Here is a 20816-nt window from a genome sequence, read left to right on the forward strand (position 1 = left end):
CGCTTCTTGATATCAGATGGTTAGACAAGCGAGACTTTCTGACAGGAGCTAAATCGGTTCAGCTTCGGCTTTCGGCTTGGCCGGCCTTCCCCGCTTGGCAGGACTCACCCTGCGGCTTGTCTGCTTGGCAAGAACCTTGAGAAACTTTTCCGAGCCCAGCGGCCACCCCTTCGCGACCGCGGTTTCCAATGCAAGCCACTGGCTCTCCACCAGACCTTGGTCGATCAGGCTGCGGTAAGCCGCTTCACGGTCGAAAGGCGTGTTGCCGAGCGCCCAGAACAGCGGATGATCGTGGATCAGCGGGTCCGAACGCATGCCGGCATGATGGGCATGGCTGGACCATGGATATTCGCCCGGCATGCCTGCCAGGCCATGCCTTACCGGACTCAGTTCGATGTACTGGCTGCATGTCAGGAAATAGTTTTCCGACTCGATGACCGTGGCCTTGTAGCGGCTCTGCCAGAGCGTGCCGGCACGCTGATACTTGGCATTGAAATAAGGGACATAGTGCCGTCCCACCCACTGCATCATGCGCGCCAGCCCGGTGTTGTCGGACGGCGACACCAGAAGCTGGATCTGCGACGGCAAAAGCACATAAGCATGCACCGCCACCTTGAATTGCCTTGCTGCGTCCCGCAGCCAGCCGAGAAACTGGGTATGGTCGGCCGCATCGCGGAATATCGGCTGCTGGTCGATGCCGCTCTGCAGGATGTGATGCGGCTGATTCGGTACAACTAGACGCGGAAGTCGTGCCATGGTGAGCGGTCGTTAGGCCATGCGGATGCGGCGGGTGGGCGCATTTTATCGCAAGCACCCGGCTGCATGACGGCTGGGAACCGGTTCAACTATCCCGGGGCGGCAACCTGCGATATGTCGGGCGGAATTTCCTTCCAGCCGTCTTGAACGCGCCGGAAGCGATATGGCGGGTTCTCCAGAAACTCGCTTTTTTCTTCATCGAAGCGGCATAGCGTGATGTCGACTTCCGCGTCTTCCCCGTTGCTTCCGGTTTCGATGAAGTTGAAGGAGTTGGGTGCGCCGGGCCGTGTCCTGTACGAGGTGGCGGTGCCCGCCCCGCTCAATATGAAATGCCGGTTCAGAGCAGGAAAACTCTCGCGCGTGGTGGCGATGTAGGGCACATGCACATGGCCGCTCAGGACGAGATCGAAATCATGCCGGGAAAACTGTTCGGCTGTTGCTTCGACATCGATCAGCCTGTTATGCGCATCCTGCATCCAAGCGGTATGCAGGGGCTGGTGGACGCAGGCAATGCGGATGCAGTTGCGGGGCGATTCCGGCGGAGCCTCCTTCAGCGTCGCCTTGAAATGCGCCGGCGAAAGCTTGCCGCGGGTATGCCGCAGCGGACTGGTGCTGTTGAAACCGAACACGGCCACATCGCCGCCGAACCAGGTGCCGCTCTGCCTGCCCAGCGCCGCGCAGTAATTCCTGTAGGGAAAAAGCCCGCGGGCAAGCAGATCGAAGAGCGGAATGTCGTGGTTTCCCGGGATGACCAGCAACGGGGGCGGAAGCGACTGGAAGAAGCGCTTGGCGGCATCGAATTCGGCGCGGCGCGCACGCTGCGTGATGTCGCCTGACACGATAATCAGGTCCGGCTTGCGGGCGGAAACGATGTTGCGCAATGCATCCACGACCGCCGGTATCTCGGTACCGAAATGGGTATCGGACAAGTGGACGATCAGGGTCATGCAGACGTCCTGGCCGGCACGACGACCTGCAGCGCCCCTCGCACGGTACGGAATGACAGCGGTGTGCGGCACCTGACGATTTCCCCGTCGACCACCGCATCGATGCCGCTGCGGCGGGTTTCGACCTCGAAGCTGTCGGTACAGAAGGTTTCGAGCTGCGAGTCGCTCGCCAGGTTGCGCATCACCCCGCGCAGGATGAGCCGGCAGATATCCAGCCGGGTGACAGGCCGCATCACGAAGACAGCCATGCCGTCTTCCGGCGTCTGCTGCGCCACCTCCTTGTCGAGATGCGACAGCTGCATCAGGTTGTTGGTCACGAACACCATGCAGGTCCGCCGCACCAGCTTTTCCTTTCCGACATGCATTGCGATGCTGAAAGGCTTTTGTCCGCGAAACAGCGAAACCAGCGCCGCCAGCACCGCAACGATGCGGAAGCGGCCAAACCTGGATTTCACTTCCTCCCGGTGCCGGATCAGCTTGCTGTAAAGGCCGAAGCTTGCGTTGTTCAGGAAGATGCGGTCATTGATATAGCCGACCGAGACGCGTTCGATCCTGCCCTCAACCAGGTTGCGCGCGGCTTCGGCTGCATCCGTGGGTATGGACAGGTCGCGGGCGAAATAATTGAAGGTGCCTGCGGGAATGATGCCCATCTTGACATCGTGCTCGCAGCACAGCGCCGCGACCGTGTTGATGGTGCCGTCGCCGCCGGCGGCGGCGACGATGCCGTCATGGTCTTTCGCATCCAGCACGGCTTGCCGAGCCGCGGCGAGGAAGTCGTTGCCCGGCGTCATTTCCATGACGCGGAACGATGCGCCAGCCTCAGCAAGCGCGTCCGTGACTTCCTTGCGGAAAGCCGCCGCGTTGGTATCGCCGGCGCGGGCGTTGAGAAGTACGGTAATGGCGGAATTGGCGGAAAGTTGGGGTTGCCGGGATAGGGAGCCAGTCATACCTGTCCGCTTGCGCGGGCGGAGTGGATCAAGTTGCAATAGCTTGGCGCGCATGCGTTTGGCATGCATTGATACTTCTCAGGAAGACGATGCAGCGAAGCGCTCGATGCACTTACAGGATATTGCGGGTCCATGCCGGTTCGGCGGCACGGCGCCGTTCGAGGCCGCGGACGATCAGCGTGCGCAGCTCGTTCAGCGGCACCACCTCGGCCTGCTCGATCTTCGCCGGCGGCCTGTCCATGTCCCAATCGCCGTAGATGAAGCCGACCGGCTGACGGTTCAGGGTCAGGGGCAGCACGGTGAAGCTGCGCACCGTCGGCAAGGCGTCGCGCCACCAGCGCGGCAGCTTGCTGGCGAAGGCGGAATTCTGGGCGTTTTCGACGAAGATCATCTTGTCGTTGGCCAACGCGGCATGGAACACGTCGGGCTGGTAGGCGTCGCTGAACATGAGCTGCGCAAGCAGATCCTGCAGCCCCTCGCCGAAATAGATGTTCACCGCATAGCGCGATTTCTCGCGGTCGCGCAAAAAGGCAATGGTCCGGCTGAAACCCAGTCCCTGATGGACCGTCTCCAGCGCCATGGTCAGCAGCTGGCCGCTGCTGGCCGTCGGCAGCGCGCCGCGCAGATCCGCCACGCCGCGCGTCAGCAGCGCGGCCGCGTCGGCGGGCTTGCCCAGTTTCACCGGCTCGGGTTCGGGCTCGGGTTTGGCTTCCAGATCGGTGCGCCGGCGCTGGCGAATGACGACCGCATCCTCGGTCACCGCCTTGCGCTGCGCGGCGTCGAACGCCGACAGCATCTGCGAAGGATCGATGCCGAGCATGTCGGCATAGTCGGCGGCCAGCGCCGCAAGCTGGATCTCGATGTCCGCATTGTCATCATTGGAGGCAAGCAGGCCGGAGCAGCGCGTCGAGACGGTCGACATGGCGATCAGCCAGTCCTTGTGATCGAGCGGCTCCTCCGGCTTCCTCGCCGGCATGTCATGCATGGTTTCGACGACCGCCGCAGGCAATCCCCAATGCCGGGCGGCGCGCCGGCCGACTTCGTCCAGATTCAGGCCCAGGATCGCCTGTGCGCCGGCATCCTCGCCGGCGCCGGTGCGCGCGCAATGCTCAAGCACCAGCTGCCAGCGGTCGGAGAGGTAAAAGCTCACCATCATGCGGCCCAGCGAATGCAGCATGGAGCACACCACCGCCTCTTCGGCGTCGCGCGAGCTGGCCGATGAGGCGAGCTGGCGCGCGATATGGCCGGCGAGCACCGCCTTCTGCATTTCCGCGCGGGCATTGGCCGACTCCGACGACGCGGCCGACAGGCCGTCCACCAGCTTCAGGCCGAGGGCGAGATGCCCGATGGCTTCGGTCCCCAGCACCATCACCGCCTTGGACACGGTATTGATGCCCTGGCCGAAGACGGAATACATGGCGCTGTTGGCAAGCCGCAGGACTTTCTGCGTCAGCGCCGGGTCCTGCAGGACGGTGCGCGTCATGTTGAATTCACGATCGTCGTCGCCGCGCATGGCGCCGAGGATGGCGCTCACGACCTTGGAAAAACCGGGCAGGTCGCCGCGCTGGCGCACGCGCGACCACAGCAGCTCCATGGTCTTGTCGGCGTTGACCGGCTCTTGGTGCAAGGGTGCATTCATGGAGTCGGTCTCGCTATTGCATGACGGCGGCCGGCGCTTCGGCTTGCCTCGGGCTGGCCGGGCGGGACGGCGGCTGCTGCGACTTGAGCAGCGTGACGATATCGCCCGGCAGCAGCGGGCGGCCGGTATGAAAGCCCTGGATCAGGCCGCAGCCGTGGGCGGCGAGGAATTCCAGCTGCTCTTCGTTTTCCACGCCTTCCGCGACCGTGCTCAGATTGAGATGGCTGGCCAGGCTCAGCACCACGTTGCAGATGGCCACATCCTTGACCGAGGTCGGCACGTCCTTGATGAAGGCGCGGTCGATCTTCAGCGTGGCGATCGGGAAGCGCTTCAGGTAGGCGAGCGAGGAATAGCCGGTGCCGAAGTCATCGATGGCGATCCTGACATTGCGCGCGGTCATCGCGGTCAGAAGCGCTTCCGCATGCTCGGGGTCGGACATCAGGATGCCTTCGGTGATCTCCAGCAGCAGCTGCTGGCCGTCGAGCCCGGACAGGGCCATGGCCTCGTCCATGATGTCGAGGAACTGGTCGTTTCGGAACTGGCGCGGGCTGACGTTGACCGAGACATACAGCGGCCGGCCGGCGATTTCCTCGAAACGCTTGATCTGCACGCAGGCCGACTTCAGCGCCCAGGCGCCGAGCAGGTTGATCAGGCCGTTGCTCTCGGCCATGGGAATGAACTGCGCCGGCGACACCATGCCCTGCCCCGGCCGAGCCCAGCGCATGAGCGCTTCGAAGCCCATGATCTGGCGGCTGCGGGCATCGACGATGGGCTGGTAATGCAGCAGGAATTCGCCGTCGCGCACCGCCTGGAACATCGCCGCCTCCATCGAGACGTCGTGTTCCGGCTGGGTGAATTTCTCGTGGTTGTAGATCACGCAGCGCGCCTTGCCGGTTTCCTTGGCGCGGTACATCGCGGTATCGGCATGCGCGAGCAGCTTGACTTCGCTGTCGCCGTGCTCGGGGAACACCGCCACGCCGATCGAGGTGCCGACATACAGGGCATGTCCCTGGATTTCGAAAGGCAGCTGCATGGTGGAGATCATGCGGCGGGCGATGATCTGGATTTCCGGCTCGGAGATGGCGCCGGGCAGCACCGCCACGAATTCGTCGCCGCCGACGCGCGCGAGCGTATCGACGTCGCGCAAGGTATCGGCCAGGCGCGTCGCCGCCACTCTCAGCAGGGCGTCGCCGACCGGATGGCCGAGGGCGTCATTGACCTTCTTGAAACCGTCCAGGTCCAGCGCCAGGACGGCAAACCCGCGCCCGGTGCGGCGCGACTGGGCAATCGCCATGCGGATGCGGTCGGACAGCAGGGAACGGTTGGGCAGGCCGGTCAGCGCATCATGGGTGGCCATGTGGCGCAGCCTTTCCTCGGTGGCCTGCTGGCTGGAGATGTCGCGGCCCACCGCCAGCAGTTCCGGGTCGCCGTCGGCGCCGGCGTAAGCGGTCACTTGCAGCTCGACCCACAGCGAGGCCGACAGGGTCTTGAGGCGGACATTAACCTTGCCCGGCTGGCCGGTGCCGAACACCTGCGAAATCACCATGCCGACGACGGGCCGGTCGGCCGGCATCACGAAATCTTCCAGGCGCTGTCCGGCCAGGCTTTCCCCCGGCGACATCAGCTCGCCCGCGCGCCGGCTTGCATAAAGAATCACGCCCTTGGCATCGAGCCGGAACACCGCATCGCCAGCCGCCTCCATGAGGCTCTCAAGCTGTACCTGTGCAGCAAGTTCGGTCCGGTCGCGGCGCATGGAAAACATGGTTAAACGCTGGTCTTTATAAGAAGCTTTCGGTCGACGTCTTCGTAGTCGAGGAAGATTGAGCCCTGTTCAGGCCACATGTTGCAGCATCTTAACAAATTGTAGGCAAGAAATTTCAACGACACCAAAAAACTTCCAGTGAACGTTACACAATGTGTGGCAAGTTCATGATTTTGCATAAAAAAAGCCCCATGACGGGGCTTTTCGAATTTTCCGGACCTTGCTGCCGATCCGGCGATCTGCAGCAGGGTCTCAGAACGGAATATCGTCGTCCATGTCGCTGAAATTCGGCGCAGGACGGCTGGCACCGCGGGAAGCACCGCCTGCACCTCCGCCGCCGCCCATGCTCGGGCTGCTCTGGCGCGGCGCCGGGGCGCTGCTGCCGTAATCATCGTCCATCGACGGTGCGCCGCCGCCCATGCCCTGGCGGCTGCCCAGCATCTGCATGGTATCGGCGATGATTTCGGTGGTGTAGCGCTCGACGCCTTCCTTGTCGGTCCACTTGCGGGTCTGCAGGCGGCCCTCGACGTAGACTTGCGAACCCTTCTTCAGGTACTGACCGGCGATTTCGGCGAGTTTGCGGTAGAAGGTGATCCGATGCCATTCGGTCAATTCCTTCTTTTCTCCGCTGTTCTTGTCTTTCCAGCTTTCGGTGGTCGCGACCGCGACGTTGGTGACTGCATCGCCGTTCGGCATGTAGCGCGTTTCCGGATCGCGCCCCAGGTTGCCGACGATGATGACCTTGTTGACCGATGCCATAAATTTCTCCTCAAGCTGACTGACTCAATAATGATCGTAAAGATCGATATGCAATGCGATAGCGCCGCCCGCCCGACTCAGGCGGCTTCCGCAGCCTGTGCGGGGGCCGCGCTGCCGCGGCGCGGCAGGTTCCTCATGCTGGCGGCAATTATAAGCCAGACAACAGTGAGCCCCGCCCCCACGGCGAACACCGACGATGCGCCGACATGCTGCTTCAGCCAACCGCCGAGCGCGCCGCCGCAGAACAGTCCGAGCGCCTGCAGGGTGTTGTAGACGCCCAGCGCCGACCCTTTGGCCGCCGGCGGTGCGATGCGCGACACCAGGGACGGCTGGCAAGCCTCAAGAATATTGAAAGATACGAAAAACGCCAACAACAATCCGACCAGCAGCATCCAGTGGGCGCCGCCATGCGACATGAACAGCCACAGCCCGAGCTGCACCAGCAGCATCAGCGCGATGGCGCCCAGGAAGACATGCTTCATCCGGCCGCGGCGCTCGCCGGCGAACACCGGCGGCAGCATCAGGGCAAAAGACAGCAGCACCACCGGCAGGTAGACCTTCCAGTGCGCGGCCAGAGGCAGGCCGGCATAGTCGACCAGCGCCGCCGGGACCACCACGAACATCGCCATCTGGGTCATGTGCAGCGCGAACACGCCGTAGTTCAGGCGCATCAGTTCCCTGTCGGCCAGGATTTCGGAAAACGGCACGCGCCGGGTTGCGATCATCGGCGGCGCTTCCGGCACCACGTACAGCACCACCAGGATGGCGAGGATGGACAGGATGCCGGTCAGCGCGAACAGGCCGCCCATGCCGATCAGGTTGTACATCACCGGCGCGGCGATCAGCGACAGCGCGAACGTTAGGCCGATGGAGCCGCCGACCATGGCCATGGCCTTGGTCCTGTGCTCTTCGCGCGTGGTGTCGGCGATGAAGGCGGTGACGGCAGCGGAGATGGCGCCGGCGCCCTGGATGGCGCGGCCGACGGTGACCCAGAACAGGGTGTCGGCCGCCGCGGCGATAAAGGAGCCGATGGCAAAAAGGACAAGCCCGATAATTATTATGCGCTTGCGGCCGTATTTGTCGGAAGCGACCCCATATGGAATCTGTCCGAAGGATTGCGTCAATCCGTAGATGCCCATCGCGATGCCGACCAGCGTGGCATTGTCCCCGCCCGGCATTGATTTCGCGTGCACGGCAAACACGGGAAGGATGAGAAACATGCCCAGCATGCGCAGCGCGAAAATCGATGCCAATGACAGGCTGGCACGAATTTCGGTGGGGCTCATGCGGGTGCTGATGTCGTCGGCGGGAGAGGTAGCTGACACAGTGCTCACGGGCTGGAATCCAGAAGATACGACGGACTTTAAAACCCGCTATAGTAGCAGGTTGACCCGTATAAAGCCCGACAGGACAAGGGTCGTTGAGGTTTAGTCATCGGCAGCCGCCGGCCGCGACCGTCTTGCTGACTGATGAAGTTGCCATGCCCGGAAAATGCATGGGCGCGCATGCGCCGCATCCGCAAAACGACATCCCCTCGACGCTTTCGTTGCCTCCTGCCGGGCAGCAGTGCTTCTTTGCTTTTGTTTCACCATTGCATCATCACGTTGTTGCATATCGACAAATTGTCAGGAACAAGCCCTAACTGAAAGCAGTTCATGGAAGAAATAAGAATTCGCGGTGCCCGTACGCACAATCTGAAAAACATCAATCTCGAACTACCCCGCAACAAGCTCATCGTCATCACCGGCCTGTCCGGTTCCGGAAAATCCTCACTGGCCTTCGACACTTTGTATGCCGAAGGCCAGCGCCGCTATGTCGAATCGCTGTCGGCCTATGCGCGCCAGTTCCTGCAATTGATGGAAAAGCCGGACGTGGACATGATCGAGGGCCTGTCGCCGGCGATCTCGATCGAGCAGAAGGCCACCTCGCACAACCCCCGCTCGACCGTCGGCACCGTGACCGAGATCCACGATTACCTGCGCCTGCTGTATGCGCGGGTCGGCACGCCCTACTGCCCCACCCATCCGGAAAACCCGCTGGCGGCGCAATCGGTGTCGCAGATGGTGGACGCCGTGCTGGCCATGCCGGAAGACACCAAGCTGATGATCCTCGCGCCGGTGGTGGCCAACCGCAAGGGCGAGCATGTCGACCTGTTCGAGCAGATGCAGGCGCAGGGCTTCGTGCGCTTCCGCATCCAGAGCGGCACGCATGCCGCCAAGATCTATGAAGTCGACGACCTGCCCAAGCTGAAGAAAACCGAGAAGCACACCATCGATGTCGTGATCGACCGCGTCAAGGTCAAGGCCGACATCAAGCAGCGCTTGGCGGAAAGCTTCGAGACCGCCCTGCGGCTGGCCGAGGGACGCGCGATTGCGCTCGAGATGGATACCGGCAAGGAGCACCTGTACTCGAACAAGTTCGCCTGCGTGGTCTGCGGCTACTCGCTGCAGGAACTGGAGCCGCGCCTGTTCTCGTTCAACAACCCGATGGGCGCCTGCCCGGAGTGCGACGGCCTCGGCCACATCGAGTTCTTCGACCCCAAGCGCATCGTCGCCTTCCCCAACCTGTCGCTGGCCAGCGGCGCGGTGAAAGGCTGGGACCGCCGCAACCAGTTCTATTTCCAGATGCTCTCCAGCCTGGCCGAGCATTACAGCTTCGACGTCGACACGCCCTTCGAAAAGCTGCCGGCCAACGCCCAGCAGGTGGTGCTGTACGGCTCCGGCCGCCAGACCGTGCCGTTCACCTATGTGAACGAGCGCGGCCGCTCGGTGGTGCGCGAGCATACCTTCGAAGGCGTGGTGAACAACCTGCAGCGCCGCTACCGCGAAACCGATTCCATCGCGGTCAAGGAAGAGCTGGCCAAGTTCATCAACCAGAAGGCTTGCCCCGCGTGCGAAGGCGCCCGCCTGCGCATCGAGGCGCGCAATGTCAAGGTCGGCAACGGCAGGCAGGAGCGCGCGATCTACGAAGTGGCATCGACGCCGCTGCGCGAAACCCTGGAATTCTTCGAGAAGCTGAAGCTGACCGGCGCCAAGAAGGAGATCGCCGACCGCATCATCAAGGAAATCGTCTCGCGCCTGAAATTCCTGAACAACGTCGGCCTCGACTACCTGTCGCTGGAACGCAGCGCCGACACGCTGTCGGGCGGCGAGGCGCAGCGCATCCGCCTGGCGTCGCAGATCGGCTCCGGCCTGACCGGCGTGATGTACGTGCTGGACGAACCCTCGATCGGCCTGCACCAGCGCGACAACGACCGCCTGATCGCGACGCTGCAGCACCTGCGCGACATCGGCAACAGCGTGCTGGTGGTCGAGCACGACGAAGACGCAATCCGCTGCGCCGACTACGTGGTCGACATGGGCATCGGCGCCGGCGTGCATGGCGGCGAAGTCATCGCCCGCGGCCCCCTGCCCGACATCCTGAAGAACAAGAAGTCGCTGACCGCGAAATACCTCAACGGCACGCTGGCGATCCACGTGCCGAAGAAGCGCACGCCGGCCGATCCGGAGCGCCAGCTAGTGATCGCCGGCGCCACCGGCAACAACCTCAAGGACGTCACCCTGGAGCTGCCGGTCGGCCTGCTGACCTGCATCACCGGCGTGTCCGGTTCGGGCAAGTCGACGCTGATCAACGACACGCTGTATCACGCCGCCTCGCGCCATCTGTACGGTTCGCAGGCGGAGCCGGCGCCTTACGAGTCGATCTCCGGCCTCGAGCATTTCGACAAGGTGATCGCCGTCGACCAGGCGCCGATCGGCCGCACGCCGCGCTCCAACCCGGCGACCTACACCGGTCTGTTCACGCCGATCCGCGACCTGTTCTCGACCGTGCCGACCGCCAAGGAACGCGGCTATTCGGCCGGACGCTTCTCGTTCAACGTCAAGGGCGGCCGCTGCGAATCCTGCCAGGGCGACGGCGTGCTCAAGGTCGAGATGCACTTCCTGCCCGACGTGTATGTCCCTTGCGACGTCTGCCACGGCAAGCGCTACAACCGCGAAACCCTGGAAGTGCATTACAAGGGCAAGAGCATCCATGAAGTGCTGGAGATGACGGTCGAGGAAGCGCACGAGTTCTTCAAGCCCGTTCCCGTCGTGGCGCGCAAGCTGCAGACCCTGCTCGACGTCGGCCTCGGCTACATCCGCCTCGGCCAGAGCGCGACCACGCTGTCGGGCGGCGAAGCGCAGCGGGTGAAGCTGTCGCTGGAACTGTCCAAGCGCGACACCGGCCGCACGCTGTATATCCTGGACGAGCCGACCACCGGCCTGCACTTCCACGATATCGACCTGCTGCTGAAGGTGATCCACCGCCTGCGCGACCAGGGCAACACCGTCGTGATCATCGAGCACAACCTCGACGTGATCAAGACGGCGGACTGGATCGTCGACCTCGGCCCCGAGGGCGGTGCCGGCGGCGGGCAGATCATCGCCAGCGGCACGCCGGAGGATGTGGCGAAGAATCCCGCCAGCCACACCGGCAAGTACCTCGCTCCGATGCTGAAGAAGAAATGACGGCCAGACATCTTCGCATCAGCGGCAAGGTTCAGGGCGTGGGCTACCGGGCTTCGTTTGCCCATCAGGCTCGGGCGCTGCGGCTGTCGGGATGGGTGCGCAACCGCATGGATGGCTCGGTGGAAGCCGCCGTGCGCGGCACGCCCGAGGCGGTTGAGCAGATGGTTGCGTGGTCGCAGTGCGGGCCCGTGTCGGCGCAGGTCAGCGATGTGGTCGTCACGTCCATTGATGACGCGGCGCTGCCTGGCGACGGGTTCGACGTGTTGGCGACGCAATAGTTTTGCGTCTTGAAGAAGGCTAGATAGAACGGGGCTCTGTACCTGTTGCCAAGGACTGATGTTCGGAGAAAGCTTGAACATTGTTTTCTCCGTAGAGGCTTGCTTTGCCGGGACTGGCCCCGGCGGGCCACCTACTTCTTTGTGTCGACAAAGAAGTAGGCAAGAAAACGTCCCCGGTACGCAGCCCCTGCGGGGTTCCCGAAAAAAGCAGCGGGTGTCGCGGGAAGCGAAGCAAACTCGCCTTCGGCTCAGACAAGCTTCGCTTCTTTTCCGCGCCACCCGCTGCTTTTTCGGCTGCGCACAAGGGGTTTTACCCCATCCCCACCCTAGCCCTCCACCTCGCCGGCCGCCCTTGAAGGGGAGGGAATCGAGGGTTGTGCATGTCGCTTCCATTGTTTTGACGGTACGACAACTACGGCGTTTGAACTCGTAGTCTTCGCTCGTTCAGCGCACTACAGTCCCCTCCCCTTCAAGGGGACGTAGCAGGGGTTTCGCAACGCATGCGTTGCGCCTGCGTAGTCGGAGCCGCTTGCAAGCGGCGAGGTGGAGGGCTAGGGTGGGGATGGGGTAAAAACTCGCCCCTTCTGACGACGCCAAAAGAGCGCAGCGCCGGGCGGATAAAGAAGCGCGGACTGTCTGAGCCGAAGGCGAGTTTCCGCGCTTCCCGCCTGGCGCCGCGCTCTTTTGGGAACCCCGAAGGGGCGTCGGTATCGGGGTCGTTTTCTTGCCTACTTCTTTGTCGACACAAAGAAGTAGGTGGCCCGCCGGGGCCAGTCCCGGCAAGCCTCAACGAAGAAACCAACCTTCAAGCTTTCTCCGAACAAAAGCACTTTGCACAGGCACAGAGCTCGACACTACCCTTACCAACTTCAAACTAAAGTAGCAGTCAAGGCCTTTCCCGCAAATTTACCGGCCCGGCATCCCCATCCACAACCCCACCGGCACGAAAGCCAGCGCAGCCAGATTCCCCAGCAGCACGATCGAAGCCACCTTGTCAGGCTCCTGCTTGTACTGTTCCGCCACCATGAAGCAGAAAACGGCGGGCGGCAATGCGGCAAACAGATACATCTGCCCGCGCTGCATGTCGTTCATCGGCATGACCTGGTCAAGCAGCCACGCAACGATCAGCCCGCCCACCGGACAAACAATTGCGCCCACCAGTCCGATGTGCCAGCTCTTGAAATTCACGTCCAGCATGCGCACGCCGAGCGCAAACAGCATGATGGGAATGCAGGCATCGCCCAGCATCTTCAACGCCGTCATCAGCGGCGCGGGCAGGGAAATGTGGAAGATCGCGAACACCATGCCGATGGCCATGGCCAGCATCATCGGGCTGACCAGGAATTTCCAGAACGGCGTGCGCTGGTTGCGGCCGCTTTCGATGATCTTGATGCCCACCGAGAAGTAGATCAGGTTGCAGGCCATGAACAGGGCCACGGCCGCGGCCAGTCCGGCGCTGCCGAAGGCCAGCGCGGCGAGCGGCAAGCCCATGTTGCCGCAGTTGTTGTACATCATCGGCGGCACGAAGGTACGTGCGTCATAACCGAACAGGCGCGCCACCGGCCAGGCGATCAGGCCCGATCCGAGCGAGATGATGACGCCGGCGAGTATCAGCGTGCCGCTGCGCGCCAGATCGAAATCCTTGGCCGCCAGCGCGCTGAAGATCAGCAGCGGGCAGAGCACGTCCATGCTGACGCGGTTCACCGACAGCATGTCGTTCCTGACCCGTTCGCCGCGCAGGCGGGCGTAGCCGTAACCGACTGCGATGATGAAAAAGACCGGCAGGATGATGCCGAGAATGCGCTCAAGCACTTGCATGAAAAACTTTCGATGACGCCAATACCGTTGGGCATTGTAGCCAGATCTGCGCGGCCGCGTTTTTCCGGGGAAATTTCAAGGCCGCCGATCATTCCGGCATGCCTGCTGAACGAGCGGCGGCAGATGACGAAACGCTATCTCAAGCGATTCCGGCTTAGCGCAGCAAGCGGTCCTCGGCCCTGGCGACGCCGTCGGTCGTGCCGCGCAGCACCACGATGTCGCCGCCCTGCAGCACGGTCTCCGGCGTCACGTCGATGCGGCTCTTTCCGCGCCGCACGATGGTCACTTCGGCACCGAGTTCGGCGAGCCTGAGCGCGGAGAGCGCCTTGCCGACCGCATTGGCGCCTTCGCCGAGATTGACGGAATGCAGGCGCACATGCAGGTGCTCGGCGTCGTCGGGAGCATCGCCTGCGCCATGGAAGTAGCCGCGCAGCGACGCGTAGCGCTCGTCGCGCGCCGCCTGCACCCGATGCACCACGCGGCGCAGCGGAACGCCAAGCATCACCAGCGCATGCGAAGCCAGCATGAGGCTGCCTTCGATCGCTTCCGGCACGACTTCGGCCGCGCCCGCCTCGCGCAGCTTCTCAAGTTCGCTGTCGTCATGGCTGCGCACGATGACCGGCAGTGCCGGCGCAAGATCATGCGCGAAATGCAAGACCTTCAGTGCCGACGGCGTGCTGGCGAAGGTAATCACCAATGCGGCCGCACGATGGACGCCGGCGGCGACCAGGCTTTCCCTGCGCGCGGCATCGCCATACGACACGTTCGCGCCGGCCGCCTGGGCTTCGCGCACGCGGTCGGGATCGAGATCGAGCGCATGGTAGGCGATGCCCTCCTCTTCCAGCAGCCTGGCCAGGCTCTGGCCGCTGCGGCCGAAACCGGCGATCAGCACATGCTTCTGCACCGTCATCGTGCGGCTGGCGATCTGCGTCAGCGCCAGCGACTGCATCATCCATTCGTTGGCGGACAGCTTCATGACGATTGCATCCGACTTGTCGATGATGAAGGGCGCGGCCAGCATGGACAGCACCATCGAGGCCAGGATCAGCTGGATGATGAGCGGATCCATCAGCTGCAGGCCGCCGGCCTGGTTGAGCAGCACGAAGCCGAATTCGCCCGCCTGCGCCAGACCCAGCCCGGTGCGCAGCGCCACGCCGGTGGACGCGCCGGTGAGTTTGGCCAGCGCGGCGATGAGCGCGAATTTCAACAGCACCGGCGCCGTCAGCAGCAGCAGCACCAGCCACCAGTTTTCCAGCACCAGGCGCACGTTGAGCAGCATGCCGATGGTGATGAAGAACAGCCCGAGCAGAACGTCGCGGAAGGGCTTGATGTCTTCCTCCACCTGGTGCTTGTATTCGGTTTCCGAGATCAGCATGCCGGCGACGAAGGCGCCCAGCGCCAGCGACAGACCCGCCTTTTCGGTGATCCATGCCGCGCCCAGCGTGATCAGCAGCAGATTCAGCATGAACAGCTCCTGCGAGCGCCGCTTGACCACGATGCGGAACCAGCCGCGCATGAGCTGCTGGCCGATGACCAGCAGCAGCACCAGCACGATGCCGGCCTTCAATCCGGCCAGCAGCAGCGTCGCCATGAGATCGTCGGTATTCCTGGCCAGCGCGGGCACCATGATGAGAAGCGGCACCACCGCAAGATCCTGGAACAGCAGAATTCCGAAGATCTGCCTGCCATGCTCGCTTTCCAGCTCCAGCCGCTCGGTCAGCATCTTGGATACGATCGCCGTCGACGACATGGCCAGCGCGCCGCCCAGCGCGAAGGCGGCGCGCCAGCTGATGTCAATGACCTGCGGGAGAAGGCGGGCCACGATCCAGCCGAACAGCATGGTCGCGCCTATGGTCAGCAGCACCTGGGCCATGCCGAGGCCGAACACGGTGCGGCGCATCGCCGAGAGTTTGGGCAGGGAGAATTCGAGGCCGATGGAAAACATCAGGAACACCACGCCGAACTCGGCCAGCGTATGCGTGGTCACGTTTTCGCTGGCCAGACCGAGGCCGTGCGGGCCGATGAGAATGCCGACCAGCAAGTACCCGAGCATGGGCGGCAGATGAAGCATGCGGAAGACGACTACGCCGAGCACCGCCGTGCTCAGCAGGATCAGTGTGAGTTCAAGAGCCGAATGCATTCTTTGTTATCGTTTTGATTAGAAGACGCCGACCGTCCGCCGGAAGTGCCTGCATCGGTGACGATGCGGCAGCCGTACGGGACAGCAGGCGTTGCGAAACGTTCAGCATAGGCAAGCAGAAAAAATCTTGACCCGCAAGAAGACGGCTTGAGCCGGCTCAAGACAAAATTTTTTGTTTGAACTGGCAGATTTTTTGCTTGGCTAATTCGTTTATACTTCCGGCATGAGTGTAACCGATGCAAAAACCCTGCCGAAAGCTTTTGATGCAGAGACTGCCCAGCGTGCCCTTGCACTGGCTTGCGAAACGCTGCAGATCGAAGCCGATGCCCTGCTGGTACTGAAAGAGCGACTCGTCCATCCGAACGAGGACAGCTTCATCAACGCGGTCGGCCTGCTGCTGAACTGCACCGGGCGCGTCGTCGTGTCCGGGATCGGCAAGTCGGGCCATATCGCCCGCAAGATCGCGGCCACCCTGGCCTCGACCGGCACGCCGGCGCTGTTCGTCCATGCGGCCGAGGCGCTGCACGGCGATCTCGGCATGATCACCGAAAACGACGCGGTCATCGCCATCTCGTATTCCGGCGAAGCGGCCGAATTCATATCCATCATTCCCATCATCAAGCGCATGGGCGCCAAGCTGATCGCCATCACCGGCAATCCGCAGTCCCGCCTGGCGCAGCTGGCCGACGTCCACCTCAACGCGCATGTCGACAAGGAGGCCTGCCCGCTCAACCTGGCCCCGACCGCCAGCACGACGGCGACACTGGCGCTGGGCGACGCGCTCGCGGTCGCGCTGCTGGACGCGCGCGGCTTCCGCGAGGAAGACTTCGCCCGCTCCCATCCGGGCGGCGCGCTGGGACGGCGCCTGCTGACCCACGTGCGCGACGTCATGCGCAGCGGCGACGCGGTGCCCGCGGTGAAGGCCGACGTGCCTCTGCCCTCCGCCCTGCTGGAAATCACGAAGAAGGGCATGGCCATGACGGCCATCGTCGACGACCGCCGCCAGGCGATCGGCATCTTCACCGACGGCGACCTGCGCCGCCTGATCGAAGCCGGCCAGGACCTGAGCAAGCTGAAGATGGCCGACGTCATGCATGCCAATCCGCGCACCATCAACCCCGACCAGCTGGCGGTCGAGGCGGTGGAGCTGATGGAACAGCACCGCATCAACCAGTTGCTCGTGGCCAATACCGACGGCGTGCTGGTCGGCGCGCTGCATATCCATGACCTGACACGCGCCAAGGTGATCTGATGGACCAGCAAGCCGCATCCAGGGCCTCCAGGGTCCGCCTGATGATCTTCGATGTCGACGGCGTCCTGACCGACGGCAGCCTGCACTACGGCGCCGACGGCGAGCTGATCAAGACCTTCAACGTGCTCGACGGCCACGGCATCAAGCTGCTGCAGGCCTCCGGCGTGGCGACCGCCATCATCAGCGCGCGCAAGTCGGCGCTGGTGGCGCGGCGCGCCGGCGATCTCGGCATTCAGCATCTTTTTCAGGGCGTGCACGACAAGCGCACCGCGTTTGAACAGCTGCTGGCACAGACCGGCATTGCGGCGGACGCCTGCGGTTTCGTCGGCGACGACGTGATCGATCTGCCCATCCTGCTGCGCGTGGGTTTTGCCGCCAGCGTACCGAACGGCCATCCCGAAGTGCAGTCGCGCGTCCATTATGTGACGCAGGCGCACGGCGGACGCGGCGCCGCGCGCGAGCTGTGCGACTTCATCCTGCGCGCGCAGGGCAATTATGCGGCGGCCATGGCGCCGTATCTGGCATGAAGGCTGGGCCGGGCATGTTCCGCTTTCGCCTGGTGGCGATCATCGCGCCCCTGATTGCGCTGGCGCTCGGCAGCTTCTGGCTGTTCGAAGTTCTGCGCAGGGCCGGCGACGAGGCGATGCCTCCCCCCGAGCGCAAGGAACCGGATTTTTACGTGGAAAATTTCAGCTACGTGAAGATCGGCAAGACCGGCAAGGCGCAGTACCATTTTTCGGGAGCGAAGATGACGCACAACCCGCAGGACGACTCCTACGATATCGTGCTTCCCGTCATCAACAGCGTGGGCAAGGAAAGCGGCCGCGGGCCTATGGTGGTGCGCGCCGAACGCGGCACCGTCAACAACGACAACAGCCAGATCCACCTGTACGAGAACGTGCAGCTGGACCGCCCCGCCACCGCCAATGCCCAGGCCATGCACGTGCGCTCCGAATACATGCTGGTGCTGCCGGACGACGACGTCGTCAAGACCGACAAGCCGGTGAAAATCTCCGTCGGGCAATCCGTGCTGACAGGCACCGGCATGGTTGCCAACAATGCGACGCGCGAGCTGCAGCTGTCGAACAATGTTCATGGCACGTATCAAGCTCCGCAACGCTGATTCGATATAACTTGATGCTACTGTTCCGGGATCGCCGATGAAACGATTTTTGTGGTTGCTGCTGATGCTGGGTATGTCCGCCGCCGGCGGCGTTCATGCGGAGAAGGCGGATTCCGACAAGCCGACGAATGTCGAAGCCGACCAGATGGCCTATGACGACGTCAAGCAGATCAACGTCTTCACCGGCAATGTGATCCTGACCCGGGGCACGCTGATCATGAAGGCGTACAAGCTGACCGTCACGCAGGACCCGGCCGGTTATCAGTATGCAACGCTGCAGGCGGCGCCGGGCGGACTGGCGACATTCCGCCAGAAGCGCGACAGCGGACCGGATCAGTGGATGGAAGGACAGGCCGAGCGCATCGAATACAACGGCAAGACGGAAATCGTGAAGCTGTTTGTGCGGGCGAAGATGCGCCGCCTCGAAGGAAACAAGGTCATGGACGAAGTGGAAGGCGAATTCATCTCCTACGACAGCCGTGCGGAATTCTTCACCGTCAACAACACGTCGAGCGGTGAAACGAAGCCGGGCGGCGGCCGGATCAAGGCGGTGATACAGCCGCGCACGGATACGAAGGGCAAATAGCATGGCAAGCACATTGGTCGTTCGCGGCTTGCAGAAAAGCTATGGCGCCCGGCAGGTGGTGCACGACGTGTCGCTGCAGGTGGAAAGCGGCGAAGTGGTCGGGCTGCTCGGTCCGAACGGCGCCGGCAAGACGACATCGTTCTACATGATCGTCGGCCTGGTGCCCTCGGATGCGGGAGAGATCGACCTCGACGGCGCGGCAATCTCGCGCCTGCCCATCCATCGGCGCGCGACACTGGGGCTGTCCTACCTGCCGCAGGAAGCCTCGGTGTTCCGCAAGCTGACGGTGGAAGACAACATCCGCGCGGTGCTGGAACTGCAGCGCGAGGATAACAAGCCGCTGGGCAAGGAAGCCATCGACAAGCGGCTCAACAAGCTGCTGGCCGAACTGCAGATCGAGCGCCTGCGCGAGAACCAGGCGCTGTCGCTGTCGGGCGGCGAAAGGCGGCGCGTGGAAATCGCGCGCGCGCTGGCAACCAATCCGCGCTTCGTGCTGCTGGACGAACCGTTTGCGGGGGTCGATCCGATCGCCGTCATCGAAATCCAGCGCATCGTGCGCTTTCTGAAGGAACGTGGCATCGGCGTGTTGATCACCGACCACAACGTGCGGGAAACACTTGGCATTTGCGACCGTGCCTATATCATCAATCAAGGCTCGGTACTGGCAAGCGGCCGCCCGGATGACATCATTGCCAATGAGTCGGTGCGGCGCGTGTATTTGGGCGAACACTTCCGGATGTAGGGAAGAAGCAGACAGGTATGAAACAGACTCTCCAACTTCGCGTATCGCAACACCTCGCGCTGACACCGCAGTTGCAGCAGTCGATCCGATTGCTGCAACTGTCAACGCTCGAGCTGCATCAGGAGCTGGAACAGATCCTTTCGGAAAACCCCATGCTTGAACGCGTGGACGATCCGCTCGATCATTCCGTGCGGCTGCTTGCCGACGGCGCCATCAGCGCCCCGGGTGCAAGCGGCAGCAACGACGCGCCGGCAGGCGAGGCATCGTCGTCTTCTCGCGAAGAATCCGAAGGCGGTTTCGAAGGCGGCGACAATGGCGAAGGCGGCGGCGACGCTCCGGCAGCGGACAGCGAATGGAGCTTCGACGATGTTGCCCGCACTTCGAAGGCGCCGGAAGACGACGATGCGCGCCCGCAGCTCGAGGCCCATGAAACCACGCTGCGCGAACATCTGCTGGAACAGATGCGCGTCACCGTCAGGGAACCGCGCGACCGCGCGCTGGTGGAAATCCTCATCGATGCATTGAACGACAACGGTTATCTCGAGGAACCGCTGGAAGAGATCCATGCGCGGCTTCCGGAAGAACTGGAAATCGACATCGACGAACTCAACGTGGCGCTCAAGCTGCTGCAGAGCTTCGAGCCGGCCGGCGTCGGCGCGCGCAATGCCTCCGAATGCCTGTCGATCCAGATCCGCCGCATGCCTAAGGTGCCGCTGGTCACGCGGCGACGCTCGCTCGAAATCGTCGAACAGTATCTGCCGCTGTTCGCGCAGCGCGACTTCAACAAGCTGAAGAAGGCGCTCGACTGCGACGAGGAAGACCTGCGCGAGGCCCAGCATGTGATCAAGAGCTGCAATCCGCATCCGGGCGCGCTGTATGCGTCCGACGCGTCGGACTACGTGGTGCCCGACGTGATCGTCAAGAAGACCAAGAACGGCTGGCAGGTGATGCTCAATCACGAGGTCATGCCGCGCCTTCGCGTCAATGCGCTGTACGCGAACATCCTCAAGCAGAGCAAGGGTGAGGGATCACTCTCCTCGCAGCTGCAGGAAGCCAAATGGCTGATCAAGAACATGCGCCAGCGTTTCGACACGATCCTGCGCGTGGCCCAGGCCATCGTCGACCGCCAGCGCAATTTCTTCTCCCACGGCGCGGTCGCCATGCGCCCCCTTGTCTTGCGTGAAATTGCTGATACACTGGGTTTACACGAGAGCACTATCTCTCGGGTAACAACTCAAAAATACATGCTTACCCCGCATGGAATGTTCGAGTTGAAGTACTTCTTCGGCAGCCATGTTGCAACGGAAGCGGGAGGCGAAGCCTCCTCCACCGCAATACGGGCCCTCATCAAACAGTTGATAGGAGCAGAAGACCCCAAGAATCCATTCTCAGATAGCAAAATTGCGGACATGCTGGGAGAACAGGGCATGGTGGTCGCGCGGCGCACTGTTGCCAAGTACCGTGAAGCCTTGAAAATTCCTCCCGTCAATCTGCGCAAATCTCTATAGTTGTCAACGTAGTACCGATGTTGCTGTGTTCCGGCGTGACCGCCGCGGGCA

17 protein-coding genes are annotated in these 20816 nt (G+C 62.9%); 8 read left to right on the forward strand and 9 right to left on the reverse strand.

The window, feature by feature from the left end; all coding sequences use genetic code 11:
• Window positions 1-48: 48 nt before the first annotated feature.
• The 7 genes from IGW03_RS20055 to IGW03_RS20085 form a co-directional block, all read right to left on the reverse strand.
• On the reverse strand, window positions 49-756 hold the full coding sequence (locus IGW03_RS20055; RefSeq protein WP_194724316.1) for a transposase: 708 nt from the start codon (window positions 754-756) through the stop codon (window positions 49-51).
• Window positions 757-845: 89 nt separating this feature from the next.
• Window positions 846-1703: a metallophosphoesterase family protein gene (locus IGW03_RS20060; protein WP_194724317.1), complete on the reverse strand. Its 858-nt coding sequence runs from the start codon at window positions 1701-1703 to the stop codon at window positions 846-848.
• Window positions 1700-2650, reverse strand: coding sequence for a diacylglycerol/lipid kinase family protein (locus IGW03_RS20065; RefSeq protein ID WP_194724318.1), 951 nt, complete (start codon window positions 2648-2650; stop codon window positions 1700-1702). The genes IGW03_RS20060 and IGW03_RS20065 overlap by 4 nt, the downstream gene beginning before the upstream one ends.
• A gap of 112 nt (window positions 2651-2762) precedes the next feature.
• Window positions 2763-4289, reverse strand: a complete 1527-nt coding sequence (locus tag IGW03_RS20070) for an HDOD domain-containing protein (RefSeq protein ID WP_194724319.1) — start codon at window positions 4287-4289, stop codon at window positions 2763-2765.
• Window positions 4290-4302: 13 nt separating this feature from the next.
• A complete protein-coding gene (locus tag IGW03_RS20075; RefSeq protein WP_228535829.1) occupies window positions 4303-6051 on the reverse strand; it encodes a putative bifunctional diguanylate cyclase/phosphodiesterase in 1749 nt (582 codons plus the stop codon).
• Window positions 6052-6303: 252 nt separating this feature from the next.
• Window positions 6304-6810, reverse strand: a complete 507-nt coding sequence (gene ssb / locus IGW03_RS20080) for a single-stranded DNA-binding protein (protein ID WP_194724320.1) — start codon at window positions 6808-6810, stop codon at window positions 6304-6306.
• Window positions 6811-6887: 77 nt separating this feature from the next.
• Complete coding sequence (locus IGW03_RS20085; RefSeq protein WP_194724373.1) at window positions 6888-8096, reverse strand: MFS transporter; 1209 nt, start codon at window positions 8094-8096, stop codon at window positions 6888-6890.
• A 369-nt stretch (window positions 8097-8465) separates the two neighbouring features.
• Here IGW03_RS20085 and uvrA point away from each other — a divergent pair, with 369 nt between their 5' ends.
• Together uvrA and IGW03_RS20095 are read left to right on the forward strand one after the other, a co-directional pair.
• On the forward strand, window positions 8466-11318 hold the full coding sequence (gene uvrA, locus IGW03_RS20090; protein ID WP_194724321.1) for an excinuclease ABC subunit UvrA: 2853 nt from the start codon (window positions 8466-8468) through the stop codon (window positions 11316-11318).
• Window positions 11315-11596: an acylphosphatase gene (locus IGW03_RS20095; protein ID WP_194724322.1), complete on the forward strand. Its 282-nt coding sequence runs from the start codon at window positions 11315-11317 to the stop codon at window positions 11594-11596. The genes uvrA and IGW03_RS20095 overlap by 4 nt, the downstream gene beginning before the upstream one ends.
• A gap of 906 nt (window positions 11597-12502) precedes the next feature.
• Here the strand turns inward: IGW03_RS20095 and IGW03_RS20100 are convergent.
• Both IGW03_RS20100 and IGW03_RS20105 read right to left on the reverse strand, forming a co-directional pair.
• Window positions 12503-13414, reverse strand: a complete 912-nt coding sequence (locus tag IGW03_RS20100) for an AEC family transporter (RefSeq protein ID WP_194724323.1) — start codon at window positions 13412-13414, stop codon at window positions 12503-12505.
• Window positions 13415-13568: 154 nt separating this feature from the next.
• On the reverse strand, window positions 13569-15554 hold the full coding sequence (locus tag IGW03_RS20105) for a monovalent cation:proton antiporter family protein (RefSeq protein WP_194724324.1): 1986 nt from the start codon (window positions 15552-15554) through the stop codon (window positions 13569-13571).
• A 223-nt stretch (window positions 15555-15777) separates the two neighbouring features.
• Here IGW03_RS20105 and IGW03_RS20110 point away from each other — a divergent pair, with 223 nt between their 5' ends.
• The 6 genes from IGW03_RS20110 to IGW03_RS20135 are packed head-to-tail and all read left to right on the forward strand — an operon-like array spanning window position 15778 to window position 20765.
• Window positions 15778-16806 (forward strand): KpsF/GutQ family sugar-phosphate isomerase, encoded by a 1029-nt coding sequence (locus IGW03_RS20110; protein ID WP_194724325.1) that lies wholly within the window; start codon window positions 15778-15780, stop codon window positions 16804-16806.
• Window positions 16806-17333 (forward strand): KdsC family phosphatase, encoded by a 528-nt coding sequence (locus tag IGW03_RS20115; protein WP_194724326.1) that lies wholly within the window; start codon window positions 16806-16808, stop codon window positions 17331-17333. Before IGW03_RS20110 ends, IGW03_RS20115 begins: the two co-directional genes overlap by 1 nt.
• Window positions 17334-17347: 14 nt before the next feature.
• The gene (gene lptC, locus IGW03_RS20120; protein WP_228535831.1) at window positions 17348-17929 is read left to right on the forward strand and encodes an LPS export ABC transporter periplasmic protein LptC; all 582 of its coding nucleotides are present in this window, start codon (window positions 17348-17350) and stop codon (window positions 17927-17929) included.
• A gap of 37 nt (window positions 17930-17966) precedes the next feature.
• Complete coding sequence (gene lptA / locus IGW03_RS20125; RefSeq protein ID WP_194724328.1) at window positions 17967-18515, forward strand: lipopolysaccharide transport periplasmic protein LptA; 549 nt, start codon at window positions 17967-17969, stop codon at window positions 18513-18515.
• Between the two features lies 1 nt (window position 18516).
• Window positions 18517-19257, forward strand: a complete 741-nt coding sequence (lptB, locus tag IGW03_RS20130; RefSeq protein ID WP_194724329.1) for an LPS export ABC transporter ATP-binding protein — start codon at window positions 18517-18519, stop codon at window positions 19255-19257.
• A gap of 17 nt (window positions 19258-19274) precedes the next feature.
• Window positions 19275-20765, forward strand: a complete 1491-nt coding sequence (locus IGW03_RS20135; protein WP_194724330.1) for an RNA polymerase factor sigma-54 — start codon at window positions 19275-19277, stop codon at window positions 20763-20765.
• Window positions 20766-20816 lie beyond the last annotated feature (51 nt).

It is taken from the genome of Noviherbaspirillum malthae (assembly GCF_015352985.1).
In the GTDB taxonomy this organism is placed as follows: Bacteria; Pseudomonadota; Gammaproteobacteria; order Burkholderiales; family Burkholderiaceae_D; genus Noviherbaspirillum; species Noviherbaspirillum malthae.